Genomic DNA, 17,974 nt, shown 5'->3' with positions numbered 1-17,974 from the left:
TATGTCTTCTTCCATTCTTGCTCTTTTTTATTCCCACCAACATTTAACGCAGCTCTTTTATCGATTTCTCGATATTGTATCATTATGTGTATATCTGATTTGAAAATCACTACATATTATATTTTAATAAAAACAATACACAAAATATAGATATTTTTGTTGGTAAAATAAAACAATTTGTATTTAATAATGCTGTTTTAGTGATTTATGTACTTTAAAGAAAAGCCTTATAAGCCCTCAAAATGCATGATCCATGAAATATTGGTTTTCAAAGTAATAAAAACCTTAATCCAATCAAACAGCAAAACAAACTGCGTGCTTTGTTAGCAATGTTTTATAATATCGATAAAAAGCGTCTCTCTGCTTATTTATCAGCTCTTCTTTAAGTAGCCCAGCCCAGCACCATCATACTCTTATGCCAGCGCACACCCGTTGTGATAGCCCTTGAAACTTGAGACGATTCATAAAGAGGACTTATTCTTAAGTATTTTATTCACGCGGGCTCTCTCTGCTTGCCACATACAAGAGACATGGTTTTGATTAATTTAATATAATTAAATTTGACATGAGAAAATCCTATAGTATTAATAATCTCTCATAAAAACAATGTATTATCCTTATAAATCAACGTGACAGTGCTGTTATGAAGAGAACTCCTTGCACATCTTAATAGTTCATAGAGATTAACTGGGTGTCATTTTATATTCTGTACACAGATGAAGTATTTTTATAAAAATGCTCCATCTCACGCAGAAAAAAGGACAGCCCGTTAAGACTTTAAAAAGAAAAAACTCTCAATGCTTGCCCTCTTTTTCCATGAGAGATTCAATTTGATAAGCCTGTCTGAAAAGAGTGCTGTTTATGTCCTTAAAGATACTGCTCTTGTATCAAGATCACTTACTCAGGTGAAAATTGGAGTTTTGCGAGATAAGCATAGACGCCATTTTTTGCCACAAGTTCTGTATGGGTTCCTTCTTCCACAAGAGCGCCTTTATCCATCACGAGAATACGATCAGCTTTTAAAATTGTTGCCAAACGATGTGCAATTACCAAAGTTGTACGATTTTGCATCAATCCTTCTAAGGCGTCTTGCACCAACTTTTCACTGTTTGCATCTAAAGCAGATGTTGCTTCATCAAGCAGCAACAGGGGTGCATTTCTTAGAATTGCACGTGCAATACCAATGCGTTGTTTTTGCCCCCCAGAAAGCATGGTACCACGTTCTCCTACTTGCGTATCCAAGCCATCTGGTAAAGCTTGAATAAATTCAAGTGCATTAGCCGCCTTAGCGGCAGCAAGGATTTCCTCTTCATGGGTATTTTCAGTTCCAAAAATAATATTATCACGCAATGTTCCATCAAAAATGGCGACATCCTGTGGAACATAGGAAATTGCGCTGCGTAAATCTTGTAAAGAAAGACGATTAATTTCCATGCCATCCAACCGAATTGTTCCACTTATCGGGTCATAAAAACGAAGGATCAAAGAAAAAATGGTGCTTTTTCCTGCTCCTGAAGCCCCAACAAAAGCAACCGTTTCGCCTGCCTTCACAGAAAACGAAAGCGAGCGTAAAATCTTCTCTTGTGGTCTAGAAGGATAAATAAAATCAACCTGATCAAAAACAAGTTCGCCTCGAACAGATTGTTCCAATGATAAAGGATTTTTAGGAGCTATAATAGTAGGTTGTTCTTGTAGCAATTCGGAAAGCCGCTCAGCAGCGCCTGCTGCTTGGATTAATTCTGCCCCCAGTTCCGATAATTGCGCAAAAGTAGAAGCTCCAAAAACCGCATAAAGGACAAATTGCCCTAATGTCCCGCCTGTCATCGTTCCATTCAAAACATCGCGCGACCCAATCCATAAAACAGCAACCACACTGCTAAAAACCAAAAAAATTGCAAACCCCGTAAAAAAGGAGCGCAGGATCACAGAAGCACGTGCTGTTTGAAAAGCCCGTTCTATCAATTGTGAAAACCGTGTTGCAACGAGTTTTTCTGCGGTAAAAGCTTGCACAGTGCGAATAGCACTTACCTGTTCTGTAGCAACAGCATTGGCATCTGCCAGACGATCTTGCGCCGCACGCGTACGAGAGCGAACTTTACGCCCAAAAACCACCAAGGGAATGGCCACAACAGGAATAGCAACCAAAACCAACAAAGACAATTTAGCATTGGTAATCACCATCATCACGACGGCTCCGATCACTATAATCAACTGACGCAAAGCAGTAGAAGCGGTAGAACCCACAGCTAATTTTATTTGTGTGGTATCTGTTAGAAGCCTTGAAACAATCTCTCCTGAATGCGACCGATCAAAAAAAGCAGGAGAAAGTTTCATAATATGAATAAACACATCACGCCGTAAATCGGCAACAATCCGCTCTCCCAATGTGATAACACAATAATAACGGCCAGCAGAAGCAAATGCGAGAAGCAAGGCTAAGATAAACAAAATTCCGAAGTAAAAATTGATATGTCCATGGCTTGAAGTAGAAAACCCATGATCAAACATTTGGCGGATAGCCACAGGCAAAGCTAATGTGACAAGAGCAGCAACAGATAACGCTAGAAAGGCAAAGATAAACAACCAACGATAGCGCAAAAGATAAGGAAAAAAAATTGCAAGCGAAGAGAATGAAGATTTTTTAGGGGAAGACTTTGTAGATTTTTCTGAATGATTGAAGAGATTCATAAGGTTTCGCTCACTATATTGAATTTATAACACTTGATACAATGATGCATCTTGAACACTTGTTTTTTTATGCGTGCTCAGCTATAGGAATAAATACTTTAATCAATGTATCAAAAAGACAAAGGAAGCGCACTTAAAAAATCGAGCAAGTGCTGTTTCATTCTGTAAACGCAAAAGGTTTTTACGCATGAAAGCGAATATTCATCCCAACTATCACACAATTACCGTTGTTATGACGGATGGAACCCAATATAAAACGCGCTCTACTTGGGGAAAAGAAGGCGATACTCTTAATCTAGATATTGACCCAAGAACGCATCCAGCATGGACAGGTGGCTCCCAGACACTCGTAGACCGTGGCGGTCGTCTTTCTAAATTCAAAAATCGTTTTGGTAATATTGGCATGTAAAAGCCTATTCCTGATTATAAAGAGCACAAGTTTTAAAAAATGATTGCTCTATTGTAAGTGATTGGTTTTTTTATGCTGTAAAGAGTGCACTTTAAATATTAATTCAAAAACGCATCCAACATAAATAGATGGGATCTTAGGCACTAATAAATCTTGGTGGCTGCGTTTTTTAAATTTAAAAACCAGTTTGAAATACGAGCATAAATCTTTCCTCTTAGAGTATAACGACCTGAAATAAAATAATTGCAAACCGTTCTTCTTTTTTTGGAACTGAAAAATACCCGTGAAGAGAGTATTCTTGCTGCCGCTAAAGCGGCTAATGCGCTTGAATTGATTCAAGCTTTACCAGATAGCTTGGATACGTGAATAGGAGAACGTGGTACCATGCTTTCTGGGGGACAAAAATAACGCATTGGTATTGCACGTGCAATTCTAAGAAATGCACCCCTGTTGCTGCAAGCCGGCACCATCATTATATTTGCCAGCTCATGGGTGTTGCTACAGCCCTTGGCACTTGAGACGATTTATTATAAACATTTTAAGTCCTTCCTTAATATTTTTTTATTCACGCGGTCTCTCCCCACTTGTAACGTACAAGAGACATGGTTTTTGTTGATTCAACATGGAACAGGTTTGAAATGAGAAAATCCTGTAATATTCGGGATCCCCATTCAATATACAAAACAGTGAAAAGTTGGTGCAAGACGCCTTAGAAAGATTGATGCAAAATCGTACAACCTTGGTAATTACACATCGTTTGGCAACAGTTTTAAAAGCTGATCGTATTCTCGTGATGGATAAAGGCGCTCTTGTGGAAGAAGGAACCCATGCAGAACTTGTGGCAAAAAATGGCGTCTATGCTTACCTCGCAAAACTCCAATTTTCACCTGAGTAAGTGATCTTGATACAAGAGCAGTATCTTTAAGGACATAAACAGCACTTTTTTCAGACAGGCTTATCAAATTGAATCTCTCATGGAAAAAGAGGGCAAGCATTGAGAGTTTTTTCTTTTTAAAGTCTTAACGGGCTGTCCTTTTTTCTGCGTGAGATGGAGCATTTTTATAAAAATACTTCATCTGTGTACAGAATATAAAATGACACCCAGTTAATCTCTATGAACTATTAAGATGTGCAAGGAGTTCTCTTCATAACAGCACTGTCACGTTGATTTATAAGGATAATTCATTGTTTTTCATGAGAGATCATGAATACCATAGGATTTTCTCATGTCAAACCCTCATCGTGAATCAAACAAAATCTCTTGGCTTGCACATCACAAGCAGAGTTAGCGTGTGGAGTGAAACTGTACAAAAAGAAGAGCCTCTCTTACCCCTTTAAATACCAAGAGCTGTCGCAACATTGGGGCGCTGGAAAGAGTATACGGGCTGCTCGCCTTACCGAGGGGGCCCTTATGCGGCTCACTTGATAAGCTCTACAGACACAAACTCTACCCTAAAGACTTATCACACTCTTAAAAAAACTGAATATGAAAAATTTTTCATGCCCTCTCTCACCGCCCTAAACAATAGTGTTTACCGAAAATCATGACAAATTGTAATTCACAAATAGGCTTTTCTCATCTGCAAGAGTATCCTTTTATTCTCTTTCAAAAAAACGAACCCTTTTTGAACATTGTTTGCAGATCCGTACTATTGAAAAAGAGCAAAGACTCTTTTAGCGCTTTTGGGCTTCTTATAACTTTTGTGAGCGCGTATAAGCAACAGCTTTTATAATAAACCAGCTGTTGGCAAAATCGTAAAATTTTATCAAATTTATTGTTTGTAAATATCACCACAACCACTGTTTTGCTTTTGCAAACACGCATCCTCAAAACACTTTCTCTTTGCTCACAAATTATCTCTCCAGCTCTCTCTTCCAGTCATAGCCTATAAAAATAAGGATAGAGTGCTTTAATTGGACACCATCTTCTCACACCACCACCAACGCCATCATTTATATTTGCAGCCCTCAACTTTATAGCCACCCCCTTGTCGTGCTTTAAGAAGGCACGTTAACGATGATAAAAACATGTACAAAAAGGATATATCTTTAAGGTGTTTATGTTTTAAAGCTTACACCAAATCATAATTTTTTTGTATAGTGAGCTAAGCGTCTGCAGAACTGACACCCTAACCATTTCAAACCGTTCAGCTGTTTTAGTAACAGATAAGCCAAGTTCTACGATTATATCTTCAACCACGAGTTCACCGAGATGCAGAGGATTTTCCATTATTTTTTAGCACTCCCAATTCAGTAATCCTCTAGATAATCAGCTAATTCGGCATCTATACCAACAAAGCAAAATATTACGTGCTAATTTTCCTTTACAATCATTAACCAATAGCCCTCAAAATGACCTTGTAGTGAATAGAGCTAAAAGGATAAGTCATTCAAAGTCATCTGGAGATATAGCTATATCAAAAGCACCTAAAATACGCCTTAGTTGCTCAGTATAGGCGACCTTCTCCCTTTTATCGTATCAGCTTGTAGAAGACTTTAAGTTCTTTATGTTTAAATCAAAAAATCATAATTGGATTATATTGCATAAAGATGCTTTTTCTGATTTTTCCATTTAACACACGATAAGATACCATTTAGGCACCATGAGAAGCTTTCCCCTTATATCATGATTTTCAGAGCCGCATGAGAAAAACAAAATAAGCCGTTTGGGTGTCTTAGGTCAAGGATGCCATTAGGCGCAACCTTTAAAGGATTTCCTTGAGCTTAATGACCAAGACTTGTTAGTCCTCTCATTAAACGCGGGTCTGATGTTATGATTTTGGAGAGCGATTATTAAGAATTTTAGAGGCAAACAGCCTCTCATTTTGATTTGTATGCAAACGAATTGCACTCTATTTATTCAAAGAGCATAATTTCATACTCAGGAGGTGCTAAACGGAATAAGAGAGCGTCGTAACCCCACATAGCAGACATGCAGCAAACAGAAAAAACGCCTTCACTAATTGCTAAGAATAATGTGAGCGATATACCGGCTTCATCTGCTGTTGCTTCACGGCGTTCCAAGAGGTATCCGAAAAAAAATAAAAAGCACGCTAATCCACTCGCAGCCGTAAAGAAGCTTAGTACGGCATGAACCAATCCACGCATGCGGAACAAGATAAGAAAAATTATGAAAGTAAACACTCCAAATATTACAGCGAATACTCTACGCACCATATTGCACAATTTTCGCATCATAATTACAGAAAAGCTCTGTTCTGCGGATCGAGTTTTTCTTTTTGTGCTTGTATTCTTAGAAGATATGCTGTCCACAACTCCCCCCATTTTAAGCCAAAATGCTGTGAAATTAGCTATTTGTAATTATATCATCACAAAATACAAGAAAAATTTATTCATTTTAACGAAAAAATAGGTGTTTTATTGAGGTGCAAATCTATTTTGTTAGCAAGAGTTATTCAATTCGTTCGTCAATAGAAAAGCTACCCCCCTTGCAGAGAAAGCTATCCTGACGCTCAAAAACTTCATAAGCTGTATATTAAAATCCACTCAGACATCGCAACTCTCCAATCTACCCGCTTAATCCACCTTTGAAACTGCAATCAAATGGATTCTGCTGATGACAAGCAATGATAACATCAAAAAGAAAAAATATCACAATATCAAACTCTTCAATACAGTCTTAGCTTTATGATTTTCACTCAAAAAATAAGTGCCCACCCCATAAACGACACCATACTAAGATGCTGCGCATTCACAAATTTCCTTTAAAGCACCATCTCCCCTTCCCGAAATCGCACCTCTCCCGCAATCTTATCTCTCGATAGTACCCATTAGAGACTTTTAAAATATCCAAGGAGAAAACTCTCTGAGAAAGCTTTCAAGCCTAAAATGCCCTCGCCATTTCTTCATGATGAGAGCACCCCAAATCACGCAGAAACATGTAAAATCTCTCCGCATTTAGGCACAGAGCTTGTGCTTCAAGTACACGCTTTTTCTTGTTCTGTTGTCCATTGTCCCAAAGCCGCAAGATGATTCATCAAAGCCCGATGACTAAATGCCTTCTGTGCAACAGCAATATTCTCATCTTTTCCAGCCCATGCTTTTAAAGCAGCTGCTTGCAATGCCCGTCCATAAGAAAAAGTCAATTTCCAAGGCAATGCGCCCAAAGAATTCATAGCAGATAAATGCGCCGTTGCTTCCTGATCAGACTGTCCTCCAGAAAGAAAAGCAATTCCAGGAACAGCGGCAGGAACAGTCTGTTTAAGCACCTGGACGGTCTTTTCAGCAACTTCTTCAACAGAAGCGTTGCGGGCATCCTTTCCATCAATCACCATATTGGGTTTTAAAATCATCCCCTCCAAAAGAACACGAGCTTCAAACAATTCTTTAAAGACGGTCTGTAAGACAGCTTTTGTTACCTCAAAGCAGCGTGTAATGGAATGCCCACATGATGGTCCATCCATCAACACTTCGGGCTCAACAATCGGCACAATCTTGAACTCCTGACACAAAGCAGCATAGCGTGCAAGAGCTTGTGCATTTTGTCTTATTGCGCCTCTTGTTGGCAAAGTGTGTTCATCAATAGCAATCACCGCACGCCATTTAGCAAAACGTGCTCCCAAAGCATAATAGTCTTTTAGCCGCTCACGAAGACCATCCAACCCTTCGGTAATTGTCTCTTGAGGAAAAGCGGCCAAGGGTTTTGCACCGGTATCAACTTTAATCCCTGGCAAAGCGCCTGCATCCCGAATAAGATCCGTCAACATTTTCCCAGTTGATGCTTTTTGCCGAATGGTTTCATCAAATAAAATAACCCCAGAGATGGCATTTTCCATTGCTTTTTTTGTACTAAAAAGCATTTCACGATAAGCACGGCGTCTATCTTCATTGGATTCAACACCAATGCTTTCAAAACGCTTTCCAATGGTCGCCGTACTTTCATCTGCCGCCAAAATACCTTTACCCGCATGCACCAAAGCAAGTGCAATACCTTCAAGCCGTTCATTCATAAAAAATTCCTCTTTATTTTGTCTTAAAATTTCATTTTGTCTTAAAACTTCCAAAAGTGCGCAACACGTTAAACACAGCCTACACAAAGACACACAGCTCTTTTTTAAAGCTGCTCTTTCAATAAACTCTCTAAGCCTGCATAAGGGCAAGAATGCCAGGCAGAACCTTACCTTCCATCCATTCTAAAAAAGCCCCTCCAGCAGTCGAGAGATAAGTAAAATCATTGGCAACACCAGCATGATTAAGAGCAAAAACTGTATCGCCCCCTCCCGCAATTGAAACCAACTTTCCCGTCAAACTACGTTCTGCTGCATGGCGTGCAACTGCAATGGTCCCCTTATCAAAAGGAGACATTTCAAAAACACCAAGGGGTCCATTCCACACAAGAGTAGCAGCTTTATCTATCACAGTATTGATATGCGCAATAGAGCGTGTCCCAATATCCAATATCATGCCATCTTGTGGAATATCTTCAATGTCATAAAGACGATGCGGTGCATCTTTTTCAAAGCGAAATCCAACAACAGCATCCTGAGGGAGCAGAAGCGTACATTGACACTCTTGCGCTTTTTTAATGATTTTTTTTATCGTGTCCATCAGTGCATGTTCACACAGTGACTTACCAACAGACACACCTTGCGCTGCTAAAAAACTGTTAGCCATGCCCCCACCAATCACGAGATGATCAACTTTTTCCACCAAATGATTGAGCACAAAAAGCTTGCTGGAAACTTTCGCTCCTCCCACAATGGCAACCACAGGATGTGTTGGATTGCCAAGTCCCTTTTCTAACGCCTGCATCTCACCTTGCAAAGAACGCCCTGCATAAGAAGGCAACAAATGCGTTATTCCCTCCACCGAAGCATGAGCACGATGAGAAACTGAAAAAGCATCATTGACATAGAGATCCCCATTATGAGCCAAAGCTTCCGCAAAAGAACAATCATTCTTTTCTTCACCAGCATAAAAACGAACATTTTCAAGCAGTAAAATACCCCCATTTTGTAATGACTCAACCGCAACCTGCACCACCGAACCGATACAGTCAGGAGCAAAAGAAACAGGCTGATTAATGATCTTTTCCAGCACTTGCACAACAGGACGGAGTGAAAACTCTGGCTCTACCTTTCCTTTGGGGCGACCACAATGAGAAAGCAGAATAAGTTTAGCACCCCGCTTTTGTAGCTCAACGAGTGTCTCTTTATGTCGCTCTAAGCGCGTCGTATCACAGACCTTGCCCTGTGCCATTGGCACATTAAAATCCACCCGCACAAGAACACGTTTTCCAGTGACATCAACATCATCAAGTGTACGAAACCCCATCACTGCTTCCTCTTCACTTTCCATTGTTTCAAATAAAAACGCATCCAACAACCCTGCCCACTTTTCTTTCCATTTATCCCCCTCTTTGCTTTTACAAGAGATCCACGACAGCCTATCTCTCACCCTCTGCTTGAAAAGCCAAATCTTTCATCATCAAATGTACAAAAGCCCACCATTGTTCTTAATCTTCATATCCCATTGTGGCAAACAAATGCATTGGCTCAACTTGATCTCTATTAAAGCTTCCTTTTACTTCTAGGCAAAAGAATTTACATCTCCTAATTTTCTAATGTTTTTTCAAAGGATATCTCATTCAGATCTTACTTTTTCAAAGTTTACTCTTTCATGCAGCTTTTAAAAGCACGTATTGACCCAGCATTAAAACAAAACACATCATCAATTTTTCAATAGTCTCTTTTCTCCAGCGCATGAGAACAATATCCTCTATCTGTTTTTCTCAAAATTGTACAAAAATGAGATTTTTTCCTATAAAAAGGAGGACCCTGAGGTCCTCTTATATTGTCTTAGCAAAAGCCACAGCCGTATCACTCATACGGTTAGAAAAGCCCCATTCATTATCATACCAAACCAAAACGCGACAGAGCTTACCATCAATCACTTTTGTTTGATCATTGTGGAAAATAGCTGAATGAGGATTATGATTAAAATCACAACTCACAAGTTTTTCTTCTGTATAGTCCAAAACGCCCTTCAAAGGACCTTGTGCAGCAGCAGCAATGGCTGTATTAATTTCTTCGATTGTTGTGGAACGCTTAGCGGTAAATGTCAAATCAACCACAGAAACATTAGGGGTCGGAACACGAATCGACACACCATCAAGCAATCCCTTTAATTCTGGCAAGACCAATCCCACAGCTTTTGCCGCTCCTGTTGAGGTAGGAATCATAGAAAGAGCTGCCGCACGTGCACGATAAAGGTCACGATGCATTGTATCCAACACAGGTTGATCACCCGTATAAGAATGAATTGTTGTCATAAAGCCCTTTTCAATGCCCACCGTGTTGTGCAAGACTTGTGCAACAGGTGCCAAACAATTGGTTGTACAAGAAGCATTTGAAACAACGCGATGCTCGCTGCTTAAAGATTGATGATTAACCCCATAAACGACCGTAAGATCTGCTCCTTCAGAAGGCGCAGAAACAAGAACACGCTTTGCCCCCGCGTCCAAATGAGCACTTGCTTTATCACGCGCAGTAAAAATGCCTGTACATTCTAAAGCAATATCAATATCCAAATCTTTCCAAGGCAATTGAGCAGGATCACGCTCTGCGCATACCTTTATTAAACCACTCCCCACATCAATGGCATCCCCTACCACCTTAACGGTCCCAGGGAAACGCCCATGAACTGAATCATAGCGCAACAAATGGGCATTTGTTTCCACCGATCCCAAATCATTAATTGCGACCACTTCAATATCTTTCCGTTCACTTTCCACAAGCGCACGTAAAATATTGCGACCAATACGACCAAACCCATTAATTGCAACACGAACTGTCATTTCACATGTTTCCTCATCAATTTTTTAAGCACAACATTTAAAATACAATAAATGGGTATTTCACCAATCCCAAATCATTAATTCCCACAATGTCAATATCTTGATCACTCACTCACTTATCCACAATAATGCACAAGATCATCCAGAACACTGCACAGAATATGATGCCCTAAAACCACCCCATTCATGACAACACAAGCTGTCATTTTGTCTTTTCCTCTTTGATCTTTCCAAGTTCTTTTTCAACGGTGGCGACCACATTCTCACAAGTAATACCGAAATGCGCATAAAGGGCATCAATTGTTCCACTTGCCCCAAAGCCCTCCATACCAATAAACACACCATCGCAGCCAATAAAACGGTCCCATCCTTGGGCGACAGCAGCTTCAATGGCAATTTTAATCGGCGCATCTCCAATGAGAGCACGCTGATAGGAGAGAGATTGTTGAGAAAAGAGTTCAAAACAAGGCACAGAAACCACTCGCGTTGGGATGCCTTTTTCTTCTAACACCGCATGTGCCTCTACCGCAATTTGCAATTCTGAACCAGAAGCAAACAGCGTCACTTGTGCATCATCGCTAGCTGTTAGGAATTCATAAGCACCGAGCATACAGAGATTTTCTTCTTCATACTCTTGACGCAAAAGCGGTAAATTTTGTCGACTCAAAGCCAAGGTAGAAGGCGTTTTGCGTGCTTTCAAAGCCAATTGCCAACACTCGACTGTCTCCATAGCATCAGCAGGGCGAAACACAAGATGATTAGGCATTGCGCGCAGGCAAGCTAAATGCTCCACGGGTTGATGGGTCGGACCATCCTCACCAAGACCAATGGAATCATGAGTCATGACATAAATCACCCGCAATCCCATCAAAGAAGAGAGCCGCATTGCGGGACGCATATAGTCAGAAAAGCATAAAAAGGTTCCCCCATAAGGAATAAAGCCGCCATAAAGGGCAAGACCATTCATCATAGCTCCCATTGCATGTTCGCGAATTCCATAATGCAGATAGCGCCCTGAAAAATCTTCAGCAGAGATACTTTTCATCTGGCTGCTTTTTGTATTATTAGATCCGGTTAAATCAGCCGAACCACCAATGGTCTCAACAACGACTTCATTAATCACTTCAAGAGCCATTTCCGAAGCTTTACGCGTAGCAACAACGGGGCGCTCTTCAACCAGTTTCTGTTTATAAGTATCAATAGCGCCATCAAATCCGCCCACGAGATCGCCTCGCATCAATCTTTCAAACTCCACACGCTCTGAGACAGGAAGATCAGCAAATTTTGCTTCCCACTTTTGGCGTTTTTTAGCAGCATTGAGACTAGCCAAGCGCCAATTATCAAGAATATCGGCTGGAATAACAAAAGGCTCAGCCTCCCACCCTAAAGCGATACGGGTTTCAGTGATTTCTCGTGCGCCCAAAGGGGCTCCATGAACTTTATTAGTACCCGCTTTATTTGGCGCTCCAAAACCAATTGTTGTTTTACAAGCAATCAAAGTTGGTTTATCGGAATTTTGTGCCGCCTCAATAGCCCGTGCAATTGCTGCTTGATCATGCCCATTGACTTTATGTGTCTCCCAACCAGAAGCTTTAAAACGCGCAATCTGATCAGTACTATCAGCAAGTGAAATCTCTCCATCAATGGAAATATTATTATCGTCCCACAACACAATAAGCTTATTGAGTTTCAAATGACCAGCAAGGGAAATCGCTTCTTGAGATATCCCTTCCATAAGGCATCCATCGCCCACCAACGCGTAAGTGTAATGATTGATGAGATCACCAAAACGGGCATTTTGCAAACGCTCCCCAAGAGCCATTCCCACGGCATTTGCCAACCCTTGTCCAAGTGGTCCAGTGGTTGTTTCGATTCCCGCCACATGCCCATATTCTGGATGCCCAGCAAGCTTTGCCCCTAATTGGCGAAAATTTTTGAGATCCTCAAGAGAGAGATCCTCATAACCAGAAAGATACAAGAGAGCATAAAGCAACATAGACCCATGCCCCGCCGATAACACAAAACGATCACGGTTAGGCCAGCAAGGATTTTTAGGATCATGAGCAAGGAACTGTGTATAAAGAACCGTAGCAATATCGGCTGCCCCCATTGGCAAGCCCGGATGACCAGAATTTGCTTTTTCAATCGCATCAATAGCAAGAAAACGGATAGCATTGGCCATCTGATTCTGTTGGTGGGTATTTGTCATGAATAATTGACCATTTCGTTAAATACGTTATTCTGTTGCTTTTTCCGTATTCTCTTAAAACTCTCAAGAAATACTATTTTAACCATTAGCGTGAGACTTTTTGCCACCACTTTAATAACATTAATAACATTCCCCTCACGCGTCCTGTATATCCATGTCATTTATGCCAATACGCGCAAAAAATCCAGCTTTTAATTTATATCCATCCCCTGCTTTGCTTGCTAAAATATCCTACATACTTAAAAATAAAACGCACACAATACAAGATTGAAAGTGATTCGTTTTTGCATAACACATTGATAAAGGATACAATTACCCAAAGGATAAAAGCAATGAACCAAGAAACGACGGTTCTACAAGATGCTCTAGAGCACCTAGAAAAAGCACTTAGAACTTTAGAGATCACCATAATAAACCGCAATGCCGTTATTGATAAAAATAACGAATGGGAAGAAGAAATTCAACGAATGAATGCTGACCGCAGCCATCTTGCCCAAGCGCTTGACAAAGCTGAAGCCCAAATTGAACGCTTAGAGTCCGTAAACAAAGAAGTTTCCAAACGTCTTATTAAAGCAATGGAAACAATTCGTGTTGTCATTGATAGATAAAGGTTTGAATGTATGGAAACTGTTTCCGTTACCATTGATGGTAAAATTTATCGCATGGCTTGTGATAAAGGACAAGAACGTCGTCTTATCGCGCTTGCTGCTCAATTGGATCAATATATCACACATTTAAAGAACAATTTTGGTGAAATTGGCGACCATCGTTTATCGGTTATGGCTGGCATAATGATTATCGATGAAATGGAAGAAATAAAACGAGAAAATAAAAAACTACAAGAAGACTACAATGCTCTTTTACGACTCCACAACGAAAGAGACCGCACCATGGGGAAAATTATGCGTGACACCACACAACGCATTGAAAATCTCACCAACCAATTGCTCAAAGATGATCAAAACAGCACAAACTTTCAAGAACAGGAAGATTTCTAAAAGTACATCAGCGCGTAACAAACCAGTGATTTTACTTGTCCGCTACACCTCACAGGATAAAAACTCTTAAACCCACACCAGTCTGTAAATGGTCCAGTTTTTTATAGAGAGGATTCCAGCTACTCACCACTTATGGGATAAACTTAAAACTCAACAAGAAAAACTCGGCCCTGAATATTTCACCCCTGCACAAACACTTCTTATATCAAAGAGGAAACCTTATATCACCACCCTTCAAATGAGATGTCTTTTAACAGCACAACAAGATAAAAAACCAACATCATTGTAAAAAAATCATATAAATGACAACAGAAATAAACAAATAAAGCATCCTTCGAGAAAAAGAACTATATTCATGTTCCCTATGAATGCATACCAAAAGTCCTTACCCCTAGATAATATCAAGCAGATTTAAGATATATTTAAAAAATAACCTTATCTATTATACCGTAAAACACCGCCATTTGATAATATAAGCACTATGGAGTCTTTGCACCTAGAATGTCCATCAGATGAAACCCACCTAGAAGAACCGTATCATTTATAAACCAGCGTGAACTTTAGTATTTTCATCCTTTAGAGCAGGAAAAAAGCCAAACCCGAAGATTATGTTAATCTGAGACAACTTCAAACATCATAAACGACAATAATAAATCTTGAAAACACCCTCTACCGACATCTTTATCCTTATAATAAACAATCCATATCTCTCTCCCCAGTCCTCAAAATCTCCACGCTTAATAAAAGAAAGAGCAAACCGGCACCATCATTATAACCAGCCCCCAATATTGCAAAAACCCCCTTGTCCCTTAAAACGATTCATAAGAGAGGACAACCTTTCTTGTACAGTTTTTACCCACAAGCCCCCCAGTCGTGACGTACAAGCATGACTTTTTAGGCACATAATTCTAATTTTATTCAATTCTGTTTGCAAAAGTTTAAAATGAGAAAAGTTTCAAGGCTCTCATTCAAAAAGCAAAAGAATGAACTCTCATTACCAATGAACATCTTGCTCGTATAAACATCAATAAAGCAATCCCCAATATGCCTTAATGAAATAAAAGGGGGGGCTCCCATTAAATGCCCTACCGTAAAAGCAGCTTCCTCAGAACTAAAACAAAATCAACAGACAACATCACCGCATCTGCTCCCATCCCCAAACCTGACAACTTAAAGCAACACCTTGCTATCTTTACAATGGGAGATAAAAGAATAATAGGTCTATGGAAGCATTCACAAAAAGCGCACACGTGTTGTGTTTAAAGCCTGTTCAAAGGCGCATGAAAAAACACCATGCGTAAACGGCTCAAATCCCTTTCGTTCCATCTTGAGAGACAGAAGCAATACGCAAGAGATTTGTCGCTCCAGGCGTTCCAAGGGGAACACCAGCTGTCACAAGAAAGCGATCTCCCCCTTTGCAAAAACCTTCCTGAAATGCAATGGCTGCTGCACGATCAACCATATCCTCTAAATTCCGTGCATCTTGCGCAACCACACAATGAAGCCCCCAAACTAAAGCTAAACGCCGTGCTGTTTCCACAATGGGAGATAAAGCAATAATCGGTCTATTGGGACGTTCACGAGAGGCGCGCACCCCCGTTGTTCCTGAAGCCGTATAGGCAACAATAGCTGCTAATTCAAGTGTTTCAGCAATCTGACGCGCGGCAAGAGAAATCGCATCTGTTCCTGTTGATTCTGGTGCTGGATGTTGTGCCCCAACCTGAGCGGCATAAGTGTGATCCTGTTCGATTTGCCGCGCGATTCGATCCATCATAAGCACGGCTTCTTCAGGATAACGACCAGAAGCAGATTCAGCAGACAACATCACCGCATCTGTTCCTGCATAAACTGCTGTAGCAACATCCGACACTTCCGCGCGTGTCGGAACAGGAGATGTAATCATTGATTCGAGCATTTGTGTTGCCACCACAACAGGCTTTCCTGCTAAACGACAAGCTTTTATGAGCTCCATCTGAAGTGCAGGGATCCTTTCCAAAGGCATTTCCACTCCAAGATCACCCCGTGCAATCATAATACCATCGGATACATCAATAATCTTCTCTATATGCTCCAAGGCTTGAGGCTTTTCGATTTTAGCCATCAAAGACACCTTGCTTTTCGTCAATCGACGTACCGCTATAATATCTTCTGGACGTTGAATAAAAGAAAGAGCAACCCAATCAACAGGCTGCTGTAAAAGAGTCTGAAGATCCTCTTTATCTTTTGACGTCATCGAATCAAAAGGCAAAATTGTATCGGGAAAACTGACACCCTTTCGATCAGAAATACGGGTTCCAGCAACCACGCGACACTGTACAGAATGACCATCACAAACTTGCGCACGCAGTTCCAGTTTTCCGTCATCAATCAACAACCGATCCCCTGGTTTAACAGCCGAAAATACATCCTCATGAGGGAAAAAAACACGCTGTGCATCACCTGACACATCGCGATTATCTAACGTAAAGCTTTGCCCAACACGCAAATCTTCTTGACCCTTAGTAAAACGACCCACACGCAGTTTTGGCCCTTGAAGATCGACTAAAATACCAATGGGTCGCCGAACTGTTTTTTCAACTTCTCGTATAGACTTGACCAAATCAACCATCATATCACGGTCAGTATGGCTCATATTAAGACGAAAAACGTCTGCTCCTGCCCTAAAAAGCTTCTCAATCATTTCACTGGAAAAAGAAGAAGGACCAAGAGTCGCTATAATTTTCACTTTACGTGCACGTTTCACGGCGGAGCATTTCCTGAAAGAGAAGGGACAACAGAATTGTTTAACAAAGACTCATCCGTCAACTGTACCATCCAACTGGTTTGATTTCCGGTATCGATTTCTTTAAATTCAGCCTTTTGATATCCTCGAGGGAAACAATCATGAACCCCTTGAATGGTAAATTGGCTATCTTGCACACACATGGTTACAGAGCCTGCCCAGTTCCCTTTTTTTTGTGCCCCTTCCGCATAAAAATAATAAAACCGTGAAGCAAGAGGCCCCTCAATTAAGGTTTTACACTCCGTCACGGGTACCGTCCACCAGCCTTCGCTCACCCACCCTGAAAATGTACGATATCCAAGAGCAACCCCTACAGACTGTTGGGTTGTATTACAAACCCTAAAGTCAGCTTTTGCAAAAACAACAAGGGGAAACAAGAGCAAAATGCTCAAGAGAAAAACCTTTAATCCTTTCTGAAACACCCAATATCGTTTTTTAAAAATCACAAAACTTCCTCTATAATGTCAAATTCTCAAAACAAATTACACACTTCTTTTTCAAAAGCTTTTCAAGTCTAAAACGTATATTTTTATATTTTTCTTTTTATAGCCCTTTTATCAATGCATATATCTTAAAAATTTTACAAAATATTTAAAGTCAATTTATAAAAAAACAGTGTAGCTTGATTTACTTTTTGTTTTTCAAGCTTTTTCAACATAAATTCGTCGTCGAAAAACAACTTAAAATATATAACTTGGAGAAAAATACAATGAACGATACAGTAACCGATCAAACACACGCTATATCCGTAAACCAATTACGCTCTTTTATCGAACGTATTGAACGACTAGAAGAAGAGAAAAAAACCATTTCTGATGATATTAAAGACGTTTACACTGAACTTAAAGGCTCTGGTTTTGATAGTAAAGCTGTTCGAAGCATTATACGGTTGCGTAAAAAAGAAGAGCACGAACGAATGGAAGAAGAAGCAATCATTGAGCTTTATAAAAATGCGCTTGGTATGAATTAAAATCATTGATACCATTGGAAATTTTCTTAAGAAAAGAAAACGCAAAATGCAAAAAAAAATGAATGTATAAAAATTTCACCCAACAATAAGCAGTTTGTGTAA

At 40.1% G+C, this 17,974-nt stretch carries 14 protein-coding genes and 1 pseudogene; 6 read left to right on the top strand and 9 right to left on the bottom strand.

From position 1 onward, the window contains the following. Positions 1–897: 897 nt before the first annotated feature. Positions 898–2,688, bottom strand: a complete 1,791-nt coding sequence (locus ACFIKR_RS01580; RefSeq protein ID WP_375658566.1) for an ABC transporter transmembrane domain-containing protein — start codon at positions 2,686–2,688, stop codon at positions 898–900. 187 nt (positions 2,689–2,875) lie between these two features. Between ACFIKR_RS01580 and rpmE the strand changes: the two genes are divergently transcribed. The 3 genes and pseudogenes from rpmE to ACFIKR_RS01565 all read left to right on the top strand — a co-directional run. Then, positions 2,876–3,097 (top strand): 50S ribosomal protein L31, encoded by a 222-nt coding sequence (rpmE, locus tag ACFIKR_RS01575; protein WP_015856961.1) that lies wholly within the window; start codon positions 2,876–2,878, stop codon positions 3,095–3,097. Positions 3,098–3,340: 243 nt separating this feature from the next. Next, the gene (locus ACFIKR_RS01570; protein ID WP_375658565.1) at positions 3,341–3,463 is read left to right on the top strand and encodes a hypothetical protein; all 123 of its coding nucleotides are present in this window, start codon (positions 3,341–3,343) and stop codon (positions 3,461–3,463) included. A 316-nt stretch (positions 3,464–3,779) separates the two neighbouring features. After that, positions 3,780–3,992 (top strand): annotated as a pseudogene (locus ACFIKR_RS01565) (ABC transporter); the annotation flags it as partial. A 1,170-nt stretch (positions 3,993–5,162) separates the two neighbouring features. Here ACFIKR_RS01565 and ACFIKR_RS01560 read toward each other — a convergent pair. The 6 genes from ACFIKR_RS01560 to tkt form a co-directional block, all read right to left on the bottom strand. Further along, positions 5,163–5,327 carry a hypothetical protein gene (locus ACFIKR_RS01560; RefSeq protein WP_375658564.1) on the bottom strand — a complete coding sequence of 55 codons (165 nt, stop codon included), beginning with the start codon at positions 5,325–5,327 and terminating at the stop codon, positions 5,163–5,165. A gap of 626 nt (positions 5,328–5,953) precedes the next feature. Continuing rightward, the gene (locus ACFIKR_RS01555; RefSeq protein WP_375658563.1) at positions 5,954–6,121 is read right to left on the bottom strand and encodes a hypothetical protein; all 168 of its coding nucleotides are present in this window, start codon (positions 6,119–6,121) and stop codon (positions 5,954–5,956) included. A 914-nt stretch (positions 6,122–7,035) separates the two neighbouring features. After that, positions 7,036–8,067 (bottom strand): class I fructose-bisphosphate aldolase, encoded by a 1,032-nt coding sequence (locus ACFIKR_RS01550; protein ID WP_375658562.1) that lies wholly within the window; start codon positions 8,065–8,067, stop codon positions 7,036–7,038. 130 nt (positions 8,068–8,197) lie between these two features. Beyond that, the gene (locus tag ACFIKR_RS01545; RefSeq protein ID WP_375655830.1) at positions 8,198–9,391 is read right to left on the bottom strand and encodes a phosphoglycerate kinase; all 1,194 of its coding nucleotides are present in this window, start codon (positions 9,389–9,391) and stop codon (positions 8,198–8,200) included. A 514-nt stretch (positions 9,392–9,905) separates the two neighbouring features. Further along, positions 9,906–10,913 (bottom strand): type I glyceraldehyde-3-phosphate dehydrogenase, encoded by a 1,008-nt coding sequence (gene gap, locus ACFIKR_RS01540; protein ID WP_375658561.1) that lies wholly within the window; start codon positions 10,911–10,913, stop codon positions 9,906–9,908. A 202-nt stretch (positions 10,914–11,115) separates the two neighbouring features. Further along, positions 11,116–13,122, bottom strand: a complete 2,007-nt coding sequence (tkt, locus tag ACFIKR_RS01535) for a transketolase (RefSeq protein ID WP_375658560.1) — start codon at positions 13,120–13,122, stop codon at positions 11,116–11,118. A gap of 332 nt (positions 13,123–13,454) precedes the next feature. On the opposite strand from tkt, the gene ACFIKR_RS01530 reads away from it, so the two are divergent. Then, a complete protein-coding gene (locus ACFIKR_RS01530; RefSeq protein ID WP_005774573.1) occupies positions 13,455–13,730 on the top strand; it encodes a DUF4164 domain-containing protein in 276 nt (91 codons plus the stop codon). 12 nt (positions 13,731–13,742) lie between these two features. Beyond that, positions 13,743–14,120 carry a cell division protein ZapA gene (locus ACFIKR_RS01525; protein ID WP_375635514.1) on the top strand — a complete coding sequence of 126 codons (378 nt, stop codon included), beginning with the start codon at positions 13,743–13,745 and terminating at the stop codon, positions 14,118–14,120. Between the two features lie 1,306 nt (positions 14,121–15,426). On the opposite strand, the gene pyk is transcribed toward ACFIKR_RS01525, so the two are convergent. Together pyk and ACFIKR_RS01515 are read right to left on the bottom strand one after the other, a co-directional pair. Further along, entirely contained in the window at positions 15,427–16,863 is a 1,437-nt protein-coding gene (pyk, locus tag ACFIKR_RS01520; RefSeq protein WP_375658559.1) for a pyruvate kinase, read from the bottom strand. Further along, positions 16,860–17,348 (bottom strand): DUF1036 domain-containing protein, encoded by a 489-nt coding sequence (locus ACFIKR_RS01515; RefSeq protein ID WP_375658558.1) that lies wholly within the window; start codon positions 17,346–17,348, stop codon positions 16,860–16,862. Before ACFIKR_RS01515 ends, pyk begins: the two co-directional genes overlap by 4 nt. A gap of 263 nt (positions 17,349–17,611) precedes the next feature. Here ACFIKR_RS01515 and ACFIKR_RS01510 point away from each other — a divergent pair, with 263 nt between their 5' ends. Then, positions 17,612–17,872 carry a DUF2312 domain-containing protein gene (locus ACFIKR_RS01510; RefSeq protein ID WP_005774567.1) on the top strand — a complete coding sequence of 87 codons (261 nt, stop codon included), beginning with the start codon at positions 17,612–17,614 and terminating at the stop codon, positions 17,870–17,872. Positions 17,873–17,974: the final 102 nt, after the last annotated feature.

Source organism: Bartonella sp. MR30HLJHH, from assembly GCF_042194195.1.
GTDB lineage: Bacteria > Pseudomonadota > Alphaproteobacteria > Rhizobiales > Rhizobiaceae > Bartonella > Bartonella grahamii.
The sequence above is the reverse complement of the archived record's forward strand: the minus strand, read 5'-3'. Positions and strand labels throughout refer to the sequence as shown.

What these genes read in the sequence shown, in the direction of transcription:
- ACFIKR_RS01550 (WP_375658562.1), bottom strand. Translation starts at nt 8,067, where the DNA reads ATGAATGAACGGCTTGAAGGTATTGCACTTGCTTTGGTGCATGCGGGT.
- ACFIKR_RS01510 (WP_005774567.1), top strand. Translation starts at nt 17,612, where the DNA reads ATGAACGATACAGTAACCGATCAAACACACGCTATATCCGTAAACCAA.
- ACFIKR_RS01530 (WP_005774573.1), top strand. Translation starts at nt 13,455, where the DNA reads ATGAACCAAGAAACGACGGTTCTACAAGATGCTCTAGAGCACCTAGAA.
- ACFIKR_RS01545 (WP_375655830.1), bottom strand. Translation starts at nt 9,391, where the DNA reads ATGGGGTTTCGTACACTTGATGATGTTGATGTCACTGGAAAACGTGTT.
- ACFIKR_RS01525 (WP_375635514.1), top strand. Translation starts at nt 13,743, where the DNA reads ATGGAAACTGTTTCCGTTACCATTGATGGTAAAATTTATCGCATGGCT.
- tkt (WP_375658560.1), bottom strand. Translation starts at nt 13,122, where the DNA reads ATGACAAATACCCACCAACAGAATCAGATGGCCAATGCTATCCGTTTT.
- ACFIKR_RS01560 (WP_375658564.1), bottom strand. Translation starts at nt 5,327, where the DNA reads ATGGAAAATCCTCTGCATCTCGGTGAACTCGTGGTTGAAGATATAATC.
- ACFIKR_RS01580 (WP_375658566.1), bottom strand. Translation starts at nt 2,688, where the DNA reads ATGAATCTCTTCAATCATTCAGAAAAATCTACAAAGTCTTCCCCTAAA.
- rpmE (WP_015856961.1), top strand. Translation starts at nt 2,876, where the DNA reads ATGAAAGCGAATATTCATCCCAACTATCACACAATTACCGTTGTTATG.
- gap (WP_375658561.1), bottom strand. Translation starts at nt 10,913, where the DNA reads ATGACAGTTCGTGTTGCAATTAATGGGTTTGGTCGTATTGGTCGCAAT.